Source organism: Pseudomonas sp. 2848, assembly GCF_003253945.1.
In the GTDB taxonomy this organism is placed as follows: Bacteria; Pseudomonadota; Gammaproteobacteria; order Pseudomonadales; family Pseudomonadaceae; genus Aquipseudomonas.
The window spans coordinates 62,128-76,496 of sequence record NZ_QKZD01000001.1 but is presented as its reverse complement, the minus strand read 5'-3'; the positions used below and the strand labels follow the sequence as shown (position 1 = coordinate 76,496).

At 64.7% G+C, this 14,369-nt stretch carries 13 protein-coding genes; 6 read left to right on the top strand and 7 right to left on the bottom strand.

The features are described from left to right. Positions 1 to 24: 24 nt before the first annotated feature. Positions 25 to 1,038 (bottom strand): ferrochelatase, encoded by a 1,014-nt coding sequence (gene hemH, locus DFS21_RS00385; RefSeq protein ID WP_110703071.1) that lies wholly within the window; start codon positions 1,036 to 1,038, stop codon positions 25 to 27. 13 nt (positions 1,039 to 1,051) lie between these two features. Continuing rightward, positions 1,052 to 1,957: a TIGR01777 family oxidoreductase gene (locus DFS21_RS00380; RefSeq protein WP_110703068.1), complete on the bottom strand. Its 906-nt coding sequence runs from the start codon at positions 1,955 to 1,957 to the stop codon at positions 1,052 to 1,054. A gap of 185 nt (positions 1,958 to 2,142) precedes the next feature. Here DFS21_RS00380 and DFS21_RS00375 point away from each other — a divergent pair, with 185 nt between their 5' ends. From DFS21_RS00375 to DFS21_RS00355, 5 genes are all read left to right on the top strand, one after another. Continuing rightward, the gene (locus DFS21_RS00375; protein ID WP_111531675.1) at positions 2,143 to 3,129 is read left to right on the top strand and encodes an NAD(P)/FAD-dependent oxidoreductase; all 987 of its coding nucleotides are present in this window, start codon (positions 2,143 to 2,145) and stop codon (positions 3,127 to 3,129) included. Positions 3,130 to 3,234: 105 nt separating this feature from the next. Continuing rightward, positions 3,235 to 4,200 carry a DUF1722 domain-containing protein gene (locus DFS21_RS00370; protein ID WP_110703062.1) on the top strand — a complete coding sequence of 322 codons (966 nt, stop codon included), beginning with the start codon at positions 3,235 to 3,237 and terminating at the stop codon, positions 4,198 to 4,200. Continuing rightward, positions 4,190 to 5,059 carry a MerR family transcriptional regulator gene (locus DFS21_RS00365; protein WP_110703059.1) on the top strand — a complete coding sequence of 290 codons (870 nt, stop codon included), beginning with the start codon at positions 4,190 to 4,192 and terminating at the stop codon, positions 5,057 to 5,059. Before DFS21_RS00370 ends, DFS21_RS00365 begins: the two co-directional genes overlap by 11 nt. A 21-nt stretch (positions 5,060 to 5,080) precedes the next feature. Then, positions 5,081 to 6,517 (top strand): deoxyribodipyrimidine photo-lyase, encoded by a 1,437-nt coding sequence (gene phrB, locus DFS21_RS00360; RefSeq protein ID WP_111531674.1) that lies wholly within the window; start codon positions 5,081 to 5,083, stop codon positions 6,515 to 6,517. A 3-nt stretch (positions 6,518 to 6,520) separates the two neighbouring features. Next, positions 6,521 to 7,201: an SDR family oxidoreductase gene (locus DFS21_RS00355; protein WP_111531673.1), complete on the top strand. Its 681-nt coding sequence runs from the start codon at positions 6,521 to 6,523 to the stop codon at positions 7,199 to 7,201. 41 nt (positions 7,202 to 7,242) lie between these two features. Here the strand turns inward: DFS21_RS00355 and murI are convergent, their stop codons facing one another. Genes murI through hemA form a run of 5 tightly spaced genes read right to left on the bottom strand, consistent with a single transcriptional unit; the run spans position 7,243 to position 11,970 of the window. After that, positions 7,243 to 8,040: a glutamate racemase gene (murI, locus tag DFS21_RS00350; RefSeq protein WP_111531672.1), complete on the bottom strand. Its 798-nt coding sequence runs from the start codon at positions 8,038 to 8,040 to the stop codon at positions 7,243 to 7,245. Further along, entirely contained in the window at positions 8,033 to 8,788 is a 756-nt protein-coding gene (locus DFS21_RS00345) for a molybdopterin-synthase adenylyltransferase MoeB (RefSeq protein WP_102685311.1), read from the bottom strand. The genes murI and DFS21_RS00345 overlap by 8 nt, the downstream gene beginning before the upstream one ends. After that, the gene (gene prmC / locus DFS21_RS00340; protein WP_111531671.1) at positions 8,782 to 9,612 is read right to left on the bottom strand and encodes a peptide chain release factor N(5)-glutamine methyltransferase; all 831 of its coding nucleotides are present in this window, start codon (positions 9,610 to 9,612) and stop codon (positions 8,782 to 8,784) included. Before prmC ends, DFS21_RS00345 begins: the two co-directional genes overlap by 7 nt. A gap of 1 nt (position 9,613) precedes the next feature. After that, entirely contained in the window at positions 9,614 to 10,696 is a 1,083-nt protein-coding gene (prfA, locus tag DFS21_RS00335) for a peptide chain release factor 1 (RefSeq protein WP_110703042.1), read from the bottom strand. Then, positions 10,693 to 11,970: a glutamyl-tRNA reductase gene (hemA, locus tag DFS21_RS00330; RefSeq protein WP_111531670.1), complete on the bottom strand. Its 1,278-nt coding sequence runs from the start codon at positions 11,968 to 11,970 to the stop codon at positions 10,693 to 10,695. Before hemA ends, prfA begins: the two co-directional genes overlap by 4 nt. Before the next feature lie 677 nt (positions 11,971 to 12,647). On the opposite strand from hemA, the gene DFS21_RS00325 reads away from it, so the two are divergent. Then, entirely contained in the window at positions 12,648 to 14,369 is a 1,722-nt protein-coding gene (locus DFS21_RS00325; protein WP_111531669.1) for a tetratricopeptide repeat protein, read from the top strand.

Sequence of the window (14,369 nt, the reverse complement as noted above, 5' to 3'; positions counted from 1 at the left end):
TAACCTGCTCCCACGAATACTTGGTCAGGCCTTCTCGCACATCTCCGCCAGCACCCTCACCCACTCCGGGTGATCGTTCAGGCACGGCACCAGCACCAGCTCCTTGCCGCCGGCCTCGACGAACTGCTCACTGCCGCGCATACCGATCTCTTCCAGTGTCTCGATGCAGTCGGCGACAAACGCCGGACACATCACCAGCAACTTCTTCACTCCCGCCTTGCCCAGCTCGTCCAGACGCGTTTCGGTGTAGGGCTCGATCCACTTGGCCCGACCCAGACGCGACTGGAACGATACTGACCACTTGCCGTCCGGGATACCCATCTTCGCAGCGAACGCCCTGGCCGTGGCCAGGCACTGGCCGCGATAACACACCGCGCGCATCTCGGCGCTGGCGTCCTTGCAGCAGTCGGCAGCCTGGAAATCGTGATTGCCGGTGGGGTCGAGCTTTTTCAGGTGTCGCTCAGGCAAACCATGGAAGCTCAGCAACAGGTGATCGTAGTCTTGCTCGAGGTACGGGCGGGCGCTGGCGACCAATGCCTCGATATAGTCGGGATGCTCGTAGAACGGCTGGAGCACGCGGGTCTGCAGGGGCAGCCGGCGCTCGGCGATGGTCTGCTTCGCCAGTTCCACCACCGTGGTCACGGTACTGTCGGCGAACTGTGGATAAAGCGGTGCCAACGTCACCTTGCGCACACCTTGCGCAGCCAGGCGCTCGAGCACGCCAGGCAGTGCCGGCTCGCCATAGCGCATGGCGATTTCCACCGGGCCATGGGGCCAATGCTCGACCATCGCCTGGCGCAGGCGGCGGGTCAGTACCACCAGGGGCGAGCCTTCGTCCCACCAGATCGACCCATAGGCATGGGCAGACTGCTCCGGCCGCTTGATCAGGATCAGCGACACCAGCAACCGCCGCACCGGCCAGGGCAGATCGATCACGTACGGGTCCATCAGGAACTGGTTGAGGTAGCGGCGCACGTCGGCCACCGAGGTGGAAGCCGGCGAACCGAGGTTGACCAGCAGCAGGGCATGATCGGTCATGCAGCGTCCTATGTCAGAGGCGGCTGGACAGGTTGTCCAACGCCGATTGCAGATCGTTGAAACGGAACGTGAAACCCGCCGCCAGCAGACGCACAGGGCGGGCGCGCTGGCCACCGAGCAGCAGCGTCGACATCTCGCCGAGCCCGGCCTTGAGCAGCAGCGCCGGCATCGGCATCCATGCCGGACGATGCAAGGTGCGCCCCAGGCGCTTGGCGAACTCGCGGTTGCGTACCGGCTCCGGCGCGCAGGCATTATAGGGACCGCTGGCTTCCTTTTGCTGCATGAGAAAATCAATCAAGGCGATTTGATCGTCGATATGCACCCAAGGCATCCACTGCCGACCATCGCCCAATGGCCCGCCAAGGCCCAGTTTGTAGGGCAGGCGCAGGCGCGACAAAAAGCCGCCATCGGCAGCCAGCACCAGGCCGGTGCGCACCAGCACGACGCGGATACCCAATGCCTGCGCACGCAGGGCAGTCTCCTCCCAGGCGATGCACAGCTGGCTGGCGAAGTCCTCCTTCACCGGGGCCGAGCTCTCCGTGAGCTCGCGCTCGCCGCCGTCGCCGTACCAGCCCACCGCAGAGCCCGAGATCAGCACCGACGGGCGCTGGTCGCGGCGCTCCAGCCAGGCCAGCAGCTGCTCGGTGAGCGCCACCCGGCTGGCCCAGAGCAGGGTGCGGCGCGCCGCAGTCCAGGGACGATCGGCGATGGGCGCGCCGGCCAGGTTGATGACCGCATCCACTGGGTCGTCGGCGGCGATATCGTCCAGCCGCGCGACGCCACGCACTCCAGTGCCACAGATTTTCGCCACCTGTTCCGGCCGGCGGCTCCAGACCGTCAGCCGATGGCCGTCGGCCTGCCACCGTTGGCAAAGGTGTTGGCCGATAAGGCCGGTACCGCCGGTCAGCAATATATGCATGGCTGTGTCCTCACAGTTGGCGGCCGTGGTCTATTTTTAAGATCAAGGCACTTTTTTGACCGATCGCTCTCGGATAAACATAGGCCACCTGCCTATCGAGCGGAATAACCTTATACAAACATTGTGCATTGTACAGGTTTGCCTGGCAGCGTACGCTGCGTAAAGCTAGGTTCGAAGAGGCCATCATGACAGTACCCATCGCCATCATCGGAGCCGGTATCGCCGGCCTGTCCGCAGCCCAGGCCCTGCAGAAGGCCGGGCAGACCGTCCACCTGTTCGACAAGGGCCATGGCAGCGGAGGCCGCATGGCCAGCAAGCGCAGCGAGGCCGGGGCCCTCGACCTGGGCGCGCAGTACTTCACGGCACGTGACCGGCGCTTCGTCGAACAGGTCCAGCACTGGGTCGCCTCAGGCTGGGCCGAGCAGTGGAAACCGCAGTTGTACAACTACCGCGATGGCGAACTGACGCCCTCCCCCGACGAACAGGTCCGCTGGGTCGGCGTGCCGCGCATGAGCGCCATCACCCGTGGCCTGCTCAAGGATGTCACGGTCAATTTCGGCTGCCGCATCGCCGAAGTGTTCCGTGGCAAGCAGTACTGGCACCTGCAGGACACCGAAGGCTGCAGCCATGGGCCGTTCAGCCGCGTGGTGATCGCCGTGCCGGCCCCTCAGGCCACACCGCTGCTGGCGGCCGCGCCGAAACTCGCGGCGGTTGCCGCCGGTGTGCAGATGGAGCCGACCTGGGCCATCGCCCTGGGCTTCGAGACACCACTCGACACCCCCATGCAGGGCTGCTTCGTCCAGGACAACCCGCTCGACTGGCTGGCGCGCAACCGCAGCAAGCCAGGCCGTGACGAGCAACTCGATACCTGGGTGCTGCATGCCACCTCCAGCTGGAGCAGGCAGCATATTGACCTTGCCAAGGAGGAAGTGATCGAGCAGCTGCGGGGTGAGTTCGCCGAACTGGTCGGGTGCGTGGTACCCGCGCCAACCTTTGCCCTCGCCCACCGCTGGCTCTACGCTCGCCCAACCAGCAACCATGAGTGGGGCACACTGGCCGATGCCGACCTGGGCCTGTACGCCTGTGGCGACTGGTGCCTGTCCGGGCGCGTCGAGGGCGCCTGGCTCAGCGGCCAGGAAGCCGCCAGGCGCTTGCTGGAGCATCTGGAGTAGTCGCTCCTAAAACTTATACAAAAAATTTGTTTGTATAAGTTTACATCTGTGCTGAAATTGCCTTGTACAAATTGTGCTGCCTGTACAAGTCATTCGGAGACAGTGATGAACGCTCCCACGCCCAACGGCAAGCCACGCCTGGCCATCAGCGCCTGCCTGACCGGCCTCAACGTGCGCTACAACGCCGGCCACAAAGCCTCCAGCCTGTGTCTCGACCTGCTCGACAAGCACTTTGACTGGGCGCCGCTGTGCCCCGAAGTCGCCATCGGCCTGGGTACCCCGCGCGAACCTATCCGCCTGGTGGGGGACCCTGCACATCCAGCGGTCACCGGCACGCGCAACAGCACCACCGACCTCGCCGGCCCACTGCGCGCCTACGGTGAGCAGATGGCCGGCGAACTGGACGATATCTGCGGCTACATTTTCATGCAAAAGTCACCGTCCTGTGGCCTCGAACGGGTCAAGGTCTATCAGGAAGACGGCCGCCCGGCTCATCATGGTCGCGGTGTCTATGCCGCGGCCTTCTGCGCCCTGCGCCCGGACCTGCCGGTCGAGGAAGAAGGTCGCCTGCACGACCCGGTACTGCGAGAAAACTTCATCGCCCGTGTGTATGCCTACGCCGACTGGCAGCAGCAGCTGCGCCAGGGCATGAGCCGCGGCGCTCTGATTCGCTTCCATGCCCGCTACAAGTACCTGTTGATGGCCCACAACCCCCAGGCGTACCGGACTCTTGGCCGCCTGCTTGGCAACATGCGCCGGGACGACGACCCGTTGCAACTCGGCCTGCAATACTTCAGCCAGTTGATGCAGGCCCTGCGCCGATGCGCCAGCCGCGGTACCCACGGCAATGTGCTGCAGCACCTGAGCGGGTACCTGCGCAACGAACTGGGCCAAAGCGACAAGGCCGAGCTGCAGCAGATCATCGGCCAGTACCAGAGAGGCGTAGTGCCGCTGGTGGTCCCACTGACCCTGCTCAAGCATCATTTGCGCTGCCATCCCGACCCTTACCTGTTGCAACAGGCCTACCTGCAACCCCACCCGGAAGACCTTGGACTACGCAATGCCATCTGACGAGTTGCTCCCTATCGGCGAGGTAGCACGGCTCACCGGCGTCAACCCGGTCACCTTGCGCGCCTGGGAGCGGCGCTACGGCCTGATCAAGCCTCAGCGCACACCCAAGGGCCATCGCCTCTATCCACAAGACCAGGTGCAACGGGTCCAGGCCGCGCTGCGCTGGCTGGAACGCGGCGCTGCAATCAGCCAGGTGCGCGAGTTGCTGGACAACACGGAGAACACTCCGCCAACCCTGCAGGGCGAATGGGGCGAGCGTATCGAGCAACTGATCATGGCAATCGCTCGCCTTGCCCAGCGCCCTCTCGACCAACAGTTGAACCAGGTGATGGCCCTCTACCCCGCCGTGACCGTGTGCGAGCGCCTGCTCCTGCCCCTGCTGGAGGCCCTCACCCTGCGCTGGCAAACCCATTTCGACGCCCGCCTGGAGCAAGTGTTCTTTCACACCTGGCTGCGCAGCAAGCTGGGGGCGCGGGTCTATCACGACGGCCACTCTCTCACCGGCACCTGCGTCCTGCTCGCCCGTACCGACGATACAGCCTTCGACCCGGAGTTCTGGCTCTGCGCCTGGCTGCTGAGCAGCAATGGCCACCCTCTGGAGATTCTCGAGTGGTCGGTCGAGCCTCGTCAGCTGCGCCAAGCCGTGGAGCGCTTGCAACCACAAGCACTGCTGCTGCACCTCGGACGCCGCCCCGACCTCGCCGCACTGGGCCGCATGCTGCGGGAAACCAACGTAAGGAAACTCCTGGGTGGCAGCACGGTCACTCTTCATGAGGCAGAGCTACGCGCATTGTCGCTTACCAACCTGTCCCTGTTCGACAGCCCGCAAGCTGCCTTGCGCGGCCTTCAACAACCCTGACCAATCTTGGGCTCGTATTCCATGCAATTGATATGGCTACGCAGTGACCTGCGTGTGGACGATAACACCGCTCTCGCGGCCGCCTGCCAGCGCGGTCCGACCGTGGCCCTCTGGGTCGCCAGCCCTGGCCAGTGGCTGGCCCATGACGACGCACCCTGCAAGGTCGACTTCTGGCTGCGCAACCTGAGGCTGCTGCGCCAGTCACTCGCGGCGCTGAATATTCCCCTGTTGATTCGCCAAGTCGATACGTGGGAGGACGCCCCGCAATGCGTGCTCGATGTCTGCCGCCAGCACAGCATCGAGGCCGTGCACTGGAACGAGGAATACGGCATCAACGAGACCCGGCGCGACGAAGCGACTCGGAACCTGCTGCAACACGCAGGAATTGGCGCTACCGCCCACCTCGACCAGTTGCTGTTCAGGCCCGGTAGCGTGCTGACCCGCGCAGGCCAGTATTTCCAGGTCTTCAGCCAGTTCAAACGGGTCTGCCTGGAACATCTGCACCGCAGCCTCCCCTCTCTCGTTCCACCTGTACGTCGTCAAGAGATGCTGGGTATTCACGGCGACGCCATACCCGAGCATATCGAAGGCTTCGAAGCACCTTCCGACGCCCTGCGCCAGCACTGGCCCGCCGGTGAGGATGAAGCACGGCAGCGGTTGCAGCGCTTTGTCGACGAAACCGTCGAGGATTACGCACAACTGCGCGACTTGCCCGCCAAGGCCGGTACCAGCCAGCTTTCGCCTTACCTGGCTGCGGGTGTGGTCTCGCCACGTCAGTGCCTGCACGCGGCCCTTGGGAGCAACCGGGGTGAATTCGACAGTGGCAGCGTCGGTGTGCAGACCTGGGTCAACGAGCTGCTATGGCGCGAGTTCTACAAGCACACCCTGGTGGGTTATCCCCGGGTCTCGCGGCATCGCGCCTTCCGCCCACACACCGAGGCGCTGCCTTGGCGTGATGCGCCTGGCGACCTGCAAGCCTGGAAGGAAGGCCGCACCGGCTTCCCTATCATCGATGCAGCCATGCGTCAGTTGCTGCACACCGGCTGGATGCACAACCGGCTGCGCATGATCGTCGCCATGTTCCTCAGCAAGAACCTGCTGATCGACTGGCGATATGGCGAGCGGCATTTCATGCGCCACCTGATAGACGGCGACCTGGCCGCCAACAACGGCGGCTGGCAGTGGAGCGCCTCTACAGGCACTGACGCAGTTCCCTATTTCCGCATTTTCAATCCTGTTACCCAGTCACAGCGCTTCGACCCGAAGGGGGTGTTCATTCGTCGATGGCTGCCGGAATTGAAGGACAGGGAAGATAAATCGATTCACTACCCGGTGAAATCTGGCGATCTATTTGCTACAAATCATTACGCGAGCCCGATAGTCGATATCGACAGTAGTCGCCAACGTGCATTGGAAGCTTTCAAAGGCTTGTCCAGCTGGCAGGATCAAGGGGCATAGAGCATGACACATCGTTTCTGGATTACAGGAGCCAGCCACGGACTTGGCCTGGCCTTGGTGGAACAGTTGCTCGCGAGCGGGCACCAGGTTGCCGCCAGTGGCAGGGATAGCCAGCAACTCGACAACTTGGGCCAACGCTACGGTGGAAACTTGGTGCGCCTTGGGGACCACTTGCCGGACGCCGCCCAGCGCCTCCCGAGCCGCTGGAGCGCGCTGGATTGCCTGATCATCAATGCCGGAACCTGCGATTACCTTCCTGCCGACGTGACGCAGGCGCAACTGTTCGAACAGATCGTCAGCAGCAACTTGAGCGCCACCGAACAGTGCCTGATTGGCGCTTTGCCGCTTCTGGCCAAAGGTGACAATCCACAGGTGATGGCTGTTCTCAGCCGTTACTCGGCATTGCAGCTGTACGAGCCGAACCAGCCAGCCAGTGGCAGCAACAGCCTGCCACAGTGGCTTCGTCTGCAGCGTCCCGCCCTGAAGGCGCTGGGTATAGACCTGACCGTGGTGGCGCCACAATCGCTGAAAACCCCGGTGACCTCGGCACAGGCCATTCCGGAGCCCTGGACCGCGCAAAGTGCCGCGCAGGAGTTGCTGGCACGCCTGGGTCAGCGTCAACCCGAACTGGTGTTCGAAGCTCTCGATCCAGGCGAGTTGTGGCCGCTGCCGAAGAACAGCTGATACATGCAAGTGCGGGCTTGCCCGCTCCTGCATGGGTCAGCTCAAGGCAGGAAGTGCTGCACGCTGCCCGGCTGATGCCATAACAGCGGCAAGACCTTCTGCAGGCGCTCCGGCTCTCCACTGCTCCAGAATGCAGTCGCCTGCGCCGGGCCCTCGCCGAGCAGCCCGCGCGCCTCCAGCAGCCTTTGCAGTTGGCGCGCCACGGCAGCCCCGGTGTCGATGATCGCCACCTCAGCTGGCACCATTTCGGCCAGCATTGGCCGCAGGAAGGGGTAGTGGGTGCAGCCCAGGATCAAAGTGTCGCAGCCGGCCGCCAGTAACGGCTTCACATAGCCCGACAGCAATTGGCGCAGTTGCTCGCTGAACAGATCGCCCGCCTCGATACGCTCGACCAGCCCGGGGCAAGGCTGGGTGACCACCCGCACATCATTGGCGAAACGGTCGAGCAAGGCGGCGAACTTGGCGCTCTGCAGGGTACCGGTGGTTGCCAGCACACCGACCACGCCGGAACGGGTCGCCGCCGCCGCCGGCTTGACTGCCGGCTCCATGCCCACCAGCGGCCAGTCCGGATACAGCTCGCGCAGGTCGGCCACCGCGGCCACGGTGGCGGTGTTGCACGCCAACACCATGGCCTTGGCGCCCTGCTCGTGGAAAAACCCGGCGATGTGCCGCAGGCGCTGGCGAATGTAGTCCGGCGATTTCTCGCCATACGGCACATGGCCGCTGTCGGCCACGTACAACAAGGTCTCGCTGGGCAGCAGGCGCTGGATTTCGGCCAGCACCGACAAGCCGCCGACGCCGGAGTCCATCACGCCCACCGGCGCCGTGCGCTCAGCCATGGCGCGTGGCGCACACGGCGCAGGCCGGATCACGCTTGACCCGCAGCTCGCGCATGCGAGTACTCAAGGCGTCGATCAGCAACAGGCGCCCCACCAGTGGCTCGCCAAAACCCGCCAGCAGCTTCAATGCCTCAAGCGCCTGCAGGCTACCGACAAGCCCCACCAACGGGCCGATCACCCCGGCCTCGCTGCAGGTCAGTTCGGCCTCACTGCCATGGCCGTACAGGCAGTGGTAGCAAGGGCTGTTGTCGCGCCGCGTGTCGAACACCGACAACTGGCCCTCGAGACGGATCGCCGCACCGCTGACCAACGGCTTGCCGGCAGCGACACAGGCGGCATTCACGGCCTCGCGGGTGCCGAAATTGTCGGAGCAGTCCAGCACCACGTCGACTGCCGCCACTGCGGCGGCCAGCGAATCCTCGTCCAGCGCCTGGCGATAGGCAATCAGGCTGACTTGCGGGTTGATCGCCTGCAGACGCCTGATAGCCGAGTCGACCTTGCTCATGCCGACGCTGTCGCTGTCGTGGATCACCTGGCGCTGCAGGTTGGTCAAGTCGACGGTGTCGAAATCGGCCAGGTGCAGCTCACCGACACCCGCCGCGGCGAGGTACAGCGCCACCGGCGAGCCCAGCCCGCCCAGGCCGATGACCAGGGCCTTGCCGTGCTTCAGGCGCAACTGGCCGTCGATATCCACCTGCGACAACAAGATCTGCCGGCTGTAGCGCAACAGCTCCTGGTCGCTCAGCATGGCAGGCGCCCCAGGCTGATGCGTTCATGGCCACCCAGGTCAACGCGGCTGACCACCTCGGTGAAGCCGCCGATCACCAGCAATTCACGAACCGCGGCGGCTTGATCGTAGCCATGCTCGAGCAGCAGCCAGCCACCAGGCAACAGGTGCCCCGGCGCCTGGGCGACGATCACGCGCAGATCGTCCAGCCCGTCTTCACCGGCCACCAGTGCGCTGCTGGGTTCGAAACGCACGTCACCGGCCACCAGGTGCGGGTCGGCGGCGCGGATGTAGGGCGGGTTGCTGAGGATCAAGTCGAAACGCTCACCGGCGAGGGCGTCGAACCAGTGGCTGGCACGCACCTGGACATTGCCCAGGCCCAGGCGCTGGCGGTTGCGCTCGGCCAGGGCCACGGCCTCGTCGATTCGGTCCACCGCCGTCACCTGCCAACCAGGACACTCGCTGGCCAGGGCCAGGGCGATGGCCCCGGTGCCGGTGCCCAGATCGAGCACCCGGGCGGGCTTGGGCGAAACCAGCTCCAGGGCGGTCTCCACCAGCAGCTCGGTGTCCGGGCGCGGGATCAGTGTGTGCGGCGCCACTTCCAGGTCCAGTTTCCAGAACCCCTGCTGACCGAGGATATAGGCCACCGGTTCACCGGCGCGACGGCGCTCGAGGTAGCCGGCGAAGGCGGCTGCAGCCTCGCTACTGACGATGCGCTCGGGCCAGGTGTGCAGGTAGCTGCGCGACTTGCCCAGGGCCGCGGCCAGGAGCAACTCGGCGTCCAGCCGTTCGGTCGGCGAGTCGGGCAACTGTGCATTGCGCAACAAGCTGGCGATGATGGTCATCTCAGTCCCCCAGGGCAGCCAGCTGATCGGCCTGGTATTCGGCCAGCAACGGTTCGATCACCGCGTCCACGCCACCGGCGAGAACATCGTCGAGCGAGTAAAGGGTGAGGTTGATGCGGTGGTCAGTGACCCGGCCCTGCGGGTAATTGTAGGTGCGGATGCGCTCGGAGCGGTCGCCCGAGCCGACCAGCAGCTTGCGCTCGCTGGCAATGGCGTTCTGCGCGGCGCTGGTCTGCATGTCGTTGAGCTTGGCCGACAGCCAGGACATGGCGCGGGCACGGTTCTTGTGCTGCGAACGTTCTTCCTGGCACTCGACCACGATGCCGGTGGGCAAGTGGGTGATGCGGATCGCCGAATCGGTCTTGTTGACGTGCTGGCCGCCGGCACCGGATGCACGGTAGGTGTCCACGCGCAGGTCTGCCGGGTTGATCTCGATCGCCACCTGTTCGTCGGGCTCGGGCAACACTGCCACGGTGCAGGCGGAGGTATGGATACGGCCTTGCGACTCGGTTTCCGGCACACGCTGCACGCGGTGCGCACCGGACTCGAACTTCAACTTGCCGTAGACGCTGTCCCCTTCGACCCGGGCAATGATCTCCTTGTAGCCACCGTGCTCGCCTTCATTCTCGGAGAGGATCTCCAGGCGCCAGCCGCGCTTCTCTGCATAGCGCGAGTACATGCGGAACAGGTCGCCGGAGAAGATCGCCGCCTCGTCGCCACCGGTGCCGGCACGGATTTCCAGGAACACGTTGCGCCCGTCGTTGGGGTCCTTGGGCAGCAGCATGCGCTGCAGCGTCGACTCAAGACCGACCAGTTGCTCCTTCGCCTCGCGCACCTCCTCGACCGCCATCTCGCGCAGATCGGGGTCGGCGTCCTTGAGCAGCGCCTGGGCACCTTCCAGGTCGTCCTGGACCTTGCGCCATTCTTTATAGGCCCCGATGACCGGTTCCACTTCGGCATATTCGCGGGAATAGGCGCGAAAGCGCGTCTGGTCGGAAATGACTTCGGCATCACCGAGCAGCGCGGTGAGTTCCTCGAAGCGGTCCTGGAGCGTGTCCAGTTTGTTCAGCAGCGACGCTTTCATTGCGGGGATTTGTCCGTCGAGCCCTCGTCGAGGGCGAAGAGTTCCTGGGCCATGGCCAGCGCATCGAGGCGGCCTTCGGCGGAGAGCTTTTTCAGTTGCACGCTGGGAGCATGCAACAGCTTGTTGGTCAGGCCCCGGGCCAGCTGCATGAGCACGTCCTCGGGGTTGCCGCCGTTGGCCAGCAGGCGCTGGGCCTTTTGCAGTTCCTCGTCGCGCAGGCGCTCGCTCTGCTGGCGGTAGGCCTTGAGCACGTCCACCGCCGCCAGCTCGCGCAGGCGCACCATGAAATCGTCCGCGCCCGCCGATACCAGTTCCTCGGCGGCCTGGGCCGCGCCCTGGCGGCTCTTGAGGTTTTCCGCGACCACTTCATGCAAGTCGTCGACGGTATAGAGGTAGACGTCGTCCAGCTCGCCGACCTGCGGTTCGATGTCTCGCGGCACGGCGATGTCGACCATGAAGATCGGCTTGTGCCGGCGCTGTTTCAGCGCACTCTCCACCGCGCCCTTGCCCAGGATCGGCAACTGGCTGGCGGTGGAACTGATGACGATGTCACTGCTGGCCAACTCCTGCGGGATGTCCGCCAGCAGCACCGCATGGGCACCGAACTGCTCGGCTAGGATACTGGCGCGCTCCAGGGTACGGTTGGCCACGACGATACGGCGCACGCCCTGCTCGTGCAGGTGGCGGGCGACCAGGGTGATGGTCTCGCCGGCGCCGATCAGCAGCGCCTGGCTGCGACCCAGGTCGGAGAAGATCTGTTTGGCCAGGCTGACCGCGGCAAACGCCACCGACACCGGGTTCTCGCCGATGGCGGTATCGGTGCGCACCTGCTTGGCGGCACTGAAGGTGGCCTGGAACAGGCGCCCGAGCAGCGGCCCGACGGTGCCGGCCTCGCGCGCCACGGCGTAGGCCGACTTCATCTGGCCGAGGATCTGCGGCTCGCCGAGCACCAGCGAATCCAGGCCGGAGGCCACGCGCATCATGTGCCGGACCGCGTCGTGCTCCTCGTGGACATAGGCGCTGGCGCGCAGCTCGTCGAGGCTCAGCTGGTGATAGTCGGCCAGCCATTGCAGCACGGCATCGGCGGCAAGGTGGTCCTGTTCTATATAGAGTTCGCTACGGTTGCAGGTCGACAGGATCGCCGCTTCGCGGCTGGCGGTCAGTCGGCACAGCTGCTGCAGGGCATCGACCAGCTGCTCGGGCGTAAACGCCACGCGCTCGCGTACGTCTACCGAGGCAGTCTTATGGTTGATACCAAGGGCAAGAAAGGCCATGCAAGATCGCTGGTTGGGACGTGAAGCCGATAATTGTCCTACTTCGCAGGTTTTAGAACAACCACCGTTCGCTATTGTGCTAATGCGGCCAGGCTATTGGCTGTCCCGCCACCTCTATCTGCCTTTGGCTTTGGCTTTGGCTTTTTAGAGCGTGTGTATTGAAAGCTGTATGCGCATTCATTCGCTGCGGCGACTCACAGTTACCTTTCCGCCCTTACGGCGGGTTACTTTGGACGGCCAAAGTAACCAAAGCCGCCCGGCTCCATTCATCCGGCCCCTACGCTTCGCTCCGGGGTCCCCTCACTCCGGCCTTGCTCCCGGGAGGACCGCGCTGAACGCCCCATCCTGGGGCGCAGCGCTTGACGGGCATCCATGCCCGTCACCTCCCTCCGCAAGACCTGCGTTCGGCCTCCTGAAGTCGCATTTTGCGTTGCCTGAACTACCGCGCACCTAGAAGCAAAAGCAAAAACAAGGGCAACGGCAACGGCAACGGCAACGGCAACGGCAACGGCGAGGGCGAGGGCAAGATGCCGCAAGGCCGTTTGCGAACCACCACCGCCATACATTGTCCCTATACTCCGAAGCGCCGCTTCACACCACGACCTTCGCAGGTGGGTTTGCCATCGCGCTTGTGTCATCATGCTCCGACCGCCGGTTTAGCCTCTTTATAAGCCCCTATGAACAAATCCTACGCATTGCTGCTTGCCCTCGCCCTGCTTCAAGGCTGCCAGAGCCTGGCCCCGAAGACGGACGTCCAGACGCCCGCCCCCGTAGCCGCCAAGAGCGCGGAAAAGCCCGTGGTGTACGGATCGTTCAAGCAGGACACCCTGTACAGCCTGCTGGTGGCTGAGCTGGCCGGCCAGCGCAACCGCTTCGACATCGCCCTGGCCAACTACGTCGACCAGGCCGAGAAAACCCAGGACCCGGCTGTCTCCGAACGCGCCTATCGCATCGCCGAGTACCTGGGCGCCGACGAACCGGCCCTGGACACCGCGCTGATCTGGGCCCGCAACGACCCGCAGAACCTCGACGCCCAGCGCGCCGCCGCCATCCAGCTAGCACGCGCCGGGCGTTACGACGACTCCATGACCTATATGGAGAAGGTGTTGCAAGGCCAGGGCGATACCCATTTCGACTTCCTCGCCCTGTCGGCCGCCGAGACCGACCAGCATACCCGCGACGGCTTGATGCAAAGCTTCGACCGCCTGCTGGTGAAGTACCCTGAGAACAGTCAGTTGGTGTTTGGCAAGGCCTTGCTGCTGAACCAGGATGACAAGCCGCAACAAGCCCTCGACCTGCTCGAGGCCCACCCGCCACAGAATGGTGAGATCGCCCCGGTGCTGCTACGCGCCCGCCTGCTTCAGGCTCTGAACCGCGGGCCGGAGGCCCTGCCGCTGCTGCGCGGCGCAATCCGCGACAACCCCGAAGACAAGCGCCTGCGCCTGACCTACGCGCGCACCCTGGTCGAGCAGGACCGCATCGACGACGCCAAGGCCGAGTTCGAGAGCCTGCTGCAGCAATACCCGGAAGACGACGAGATCCGCTACTCGCTGGCCCTGGTGTGCCTGGAAACCAAGCACTGGGACGAGGCCGAAGGCTACCTGCAGGAACTGGTCGAGCGTGACGCCAATGTCGATGCCGCCCACCTCAACCTCGGCCGCATCCGTGAAGAACGCAGCCAGCCGGCTGCCGCCCTGCGCGAGTACGCCCTGGTCGGCCCCGGCCCGGACTACCTGCCGGCACAACTGCGCCAGGCCGATATCCTGATTGCCAACGGCCGCAGCGCCGAAGCCTCGAAACTGCTCGCCGAGGCCCGCGAGGCGCAGCCGGACTACGCCATCCAGCTGTACCTGATCGAGGCCGAAAGCCTGGGCAACAACGGCAAGGAAACCCAGGCCGTCCAGGTGCTGGAGCAGGCAATCAAGCGCTACCCCGACGACCTCAACCTGCTCTACACCCGGGCCATGCTCGCCGAGAAACGCAACGATCTGGCGCAGATGGAAAAAGACCTGCGCGCCATCATTGCCCGCGAACCGGAAAACGCCATGGCCCTCAACGCCCTGGGCTACACCCTGGCCGACCGCACCACCCGCTACGGCGAAGCCAAGGCGCTGATCGAAAAAGCCCACCAGCTCACCCCGGACGACCCGGCCGTGCTCGACAGCCTGGGCTGGATCGCCTATCGCACGGGCAACCTCGAGGAAGCCGAGCGCCAGCTGCGCCTGGCCTTCGAACGCTTCCCCGATCATGAAGTCGCCGCCCACCTGGGCGAAGTCCTCTGGGCCAACGGCAAACGCCGCGAAGCCCGCCAAGTCTGGGCCAAGGGCTTCGAAGCCCAGGCCGACAGCCCCATCCTGCGCAAGACACTGTTGCGCCTGACCGGATCCGAGAGCCTGTAA

Excerpts from the sequence above, each read along its gene's own strand:
- DFS21_RS00355 (WP_111531673.1), top strand. The coding sequence starts at position 6,521 with ATGACACATCGTTTCTGGATTACAGGAGCCAGCCACGGACTTGGCCTG.
- DFS21_RS00365 (WP_110703059.1), top strand. The coding sequence starts at position 4,190 with ATGCCATCTGACGAGTTGCTCCCTATCGGCGAGGTAGCACGGCTCACC.
- prmC (WP_111531671.1), bottom strand. The coding sequence starts at position 9,612 with ATGACCATCATCGCCAGCTTGTTGCGCAATGCACAGTTGCCCGACTCG.
- DFS21_RS00345 (WP_102685311.1), bottom strand. The coding sequence starts at position 8,788 with ATGCTGAGCGACCAGGAGCTGTTGCGCTACAGCCGGCAGATCTTGTTG.
- DFS21_RS00375 (WP_111531675.1), top strand. The coding sequence starts at position 2,143 with ATGACAGTACCCATCGCCATCATCGGAGCCGGTATCGCCGGCCTGTCC.
- murI (WP_111531672.1), bottom strand. The coding sequence starts at position 8,040 with ATGGCTGAGCGCACGGCGCCGGTGGGCGTGATGGACTCCGGCGTCGGC.
- hemH (WP_110703071.1), bottom strand. The coding sequence starts at position 1,038 with ATGACCGATCATGCCCTGCTGCTGGTCAACCTCGGTTCGCCGGCTTCC.
- prfA (WP_110703042.1), bottom strand. The coding sequence starts at position 10,696 with ATGAAAGCGTCGCTGCTGAACAAACTGGACACGCTCCAGGACCGCTTC.
- DFS21_RS00325 (WP_111531669.1), top strand. The coding sequence starts at position 12,648 with ATGAACAAATCCTACGCATTGCTGCTTGCCCTCGCCCTGCTTCAAGGC.
- DFS21_RS00380 (WP_110703068.1), bottom strand. The coding sequence starts at position 1,957 with ATGCATATATTGCTGACCGGCGGTACCGGCCTTATCGGCCAACACCTT.
- phrB (WP_111531674.1), top strand. The coding sequence starts at position 5,081 with ATGCAATTGATATGGCTACGCAGTGACCTGCGTGTGGACGATAACACC.
- hemA (WP_111531670.1), bottom strand. The coding sequence starts at position 11,970 with ATGGCCTTTCTTGCCCTTGGTATCAACCATAAGACTGCCTCGGTAGAC.
- DFS21_RS00370 (WP_110703062.1), top strand. The coding sequence starts at position 3,235 with ATGAACGCTCCCACGCCCAACGGCAAGCCACGCCTGGCCATCAGCGCC.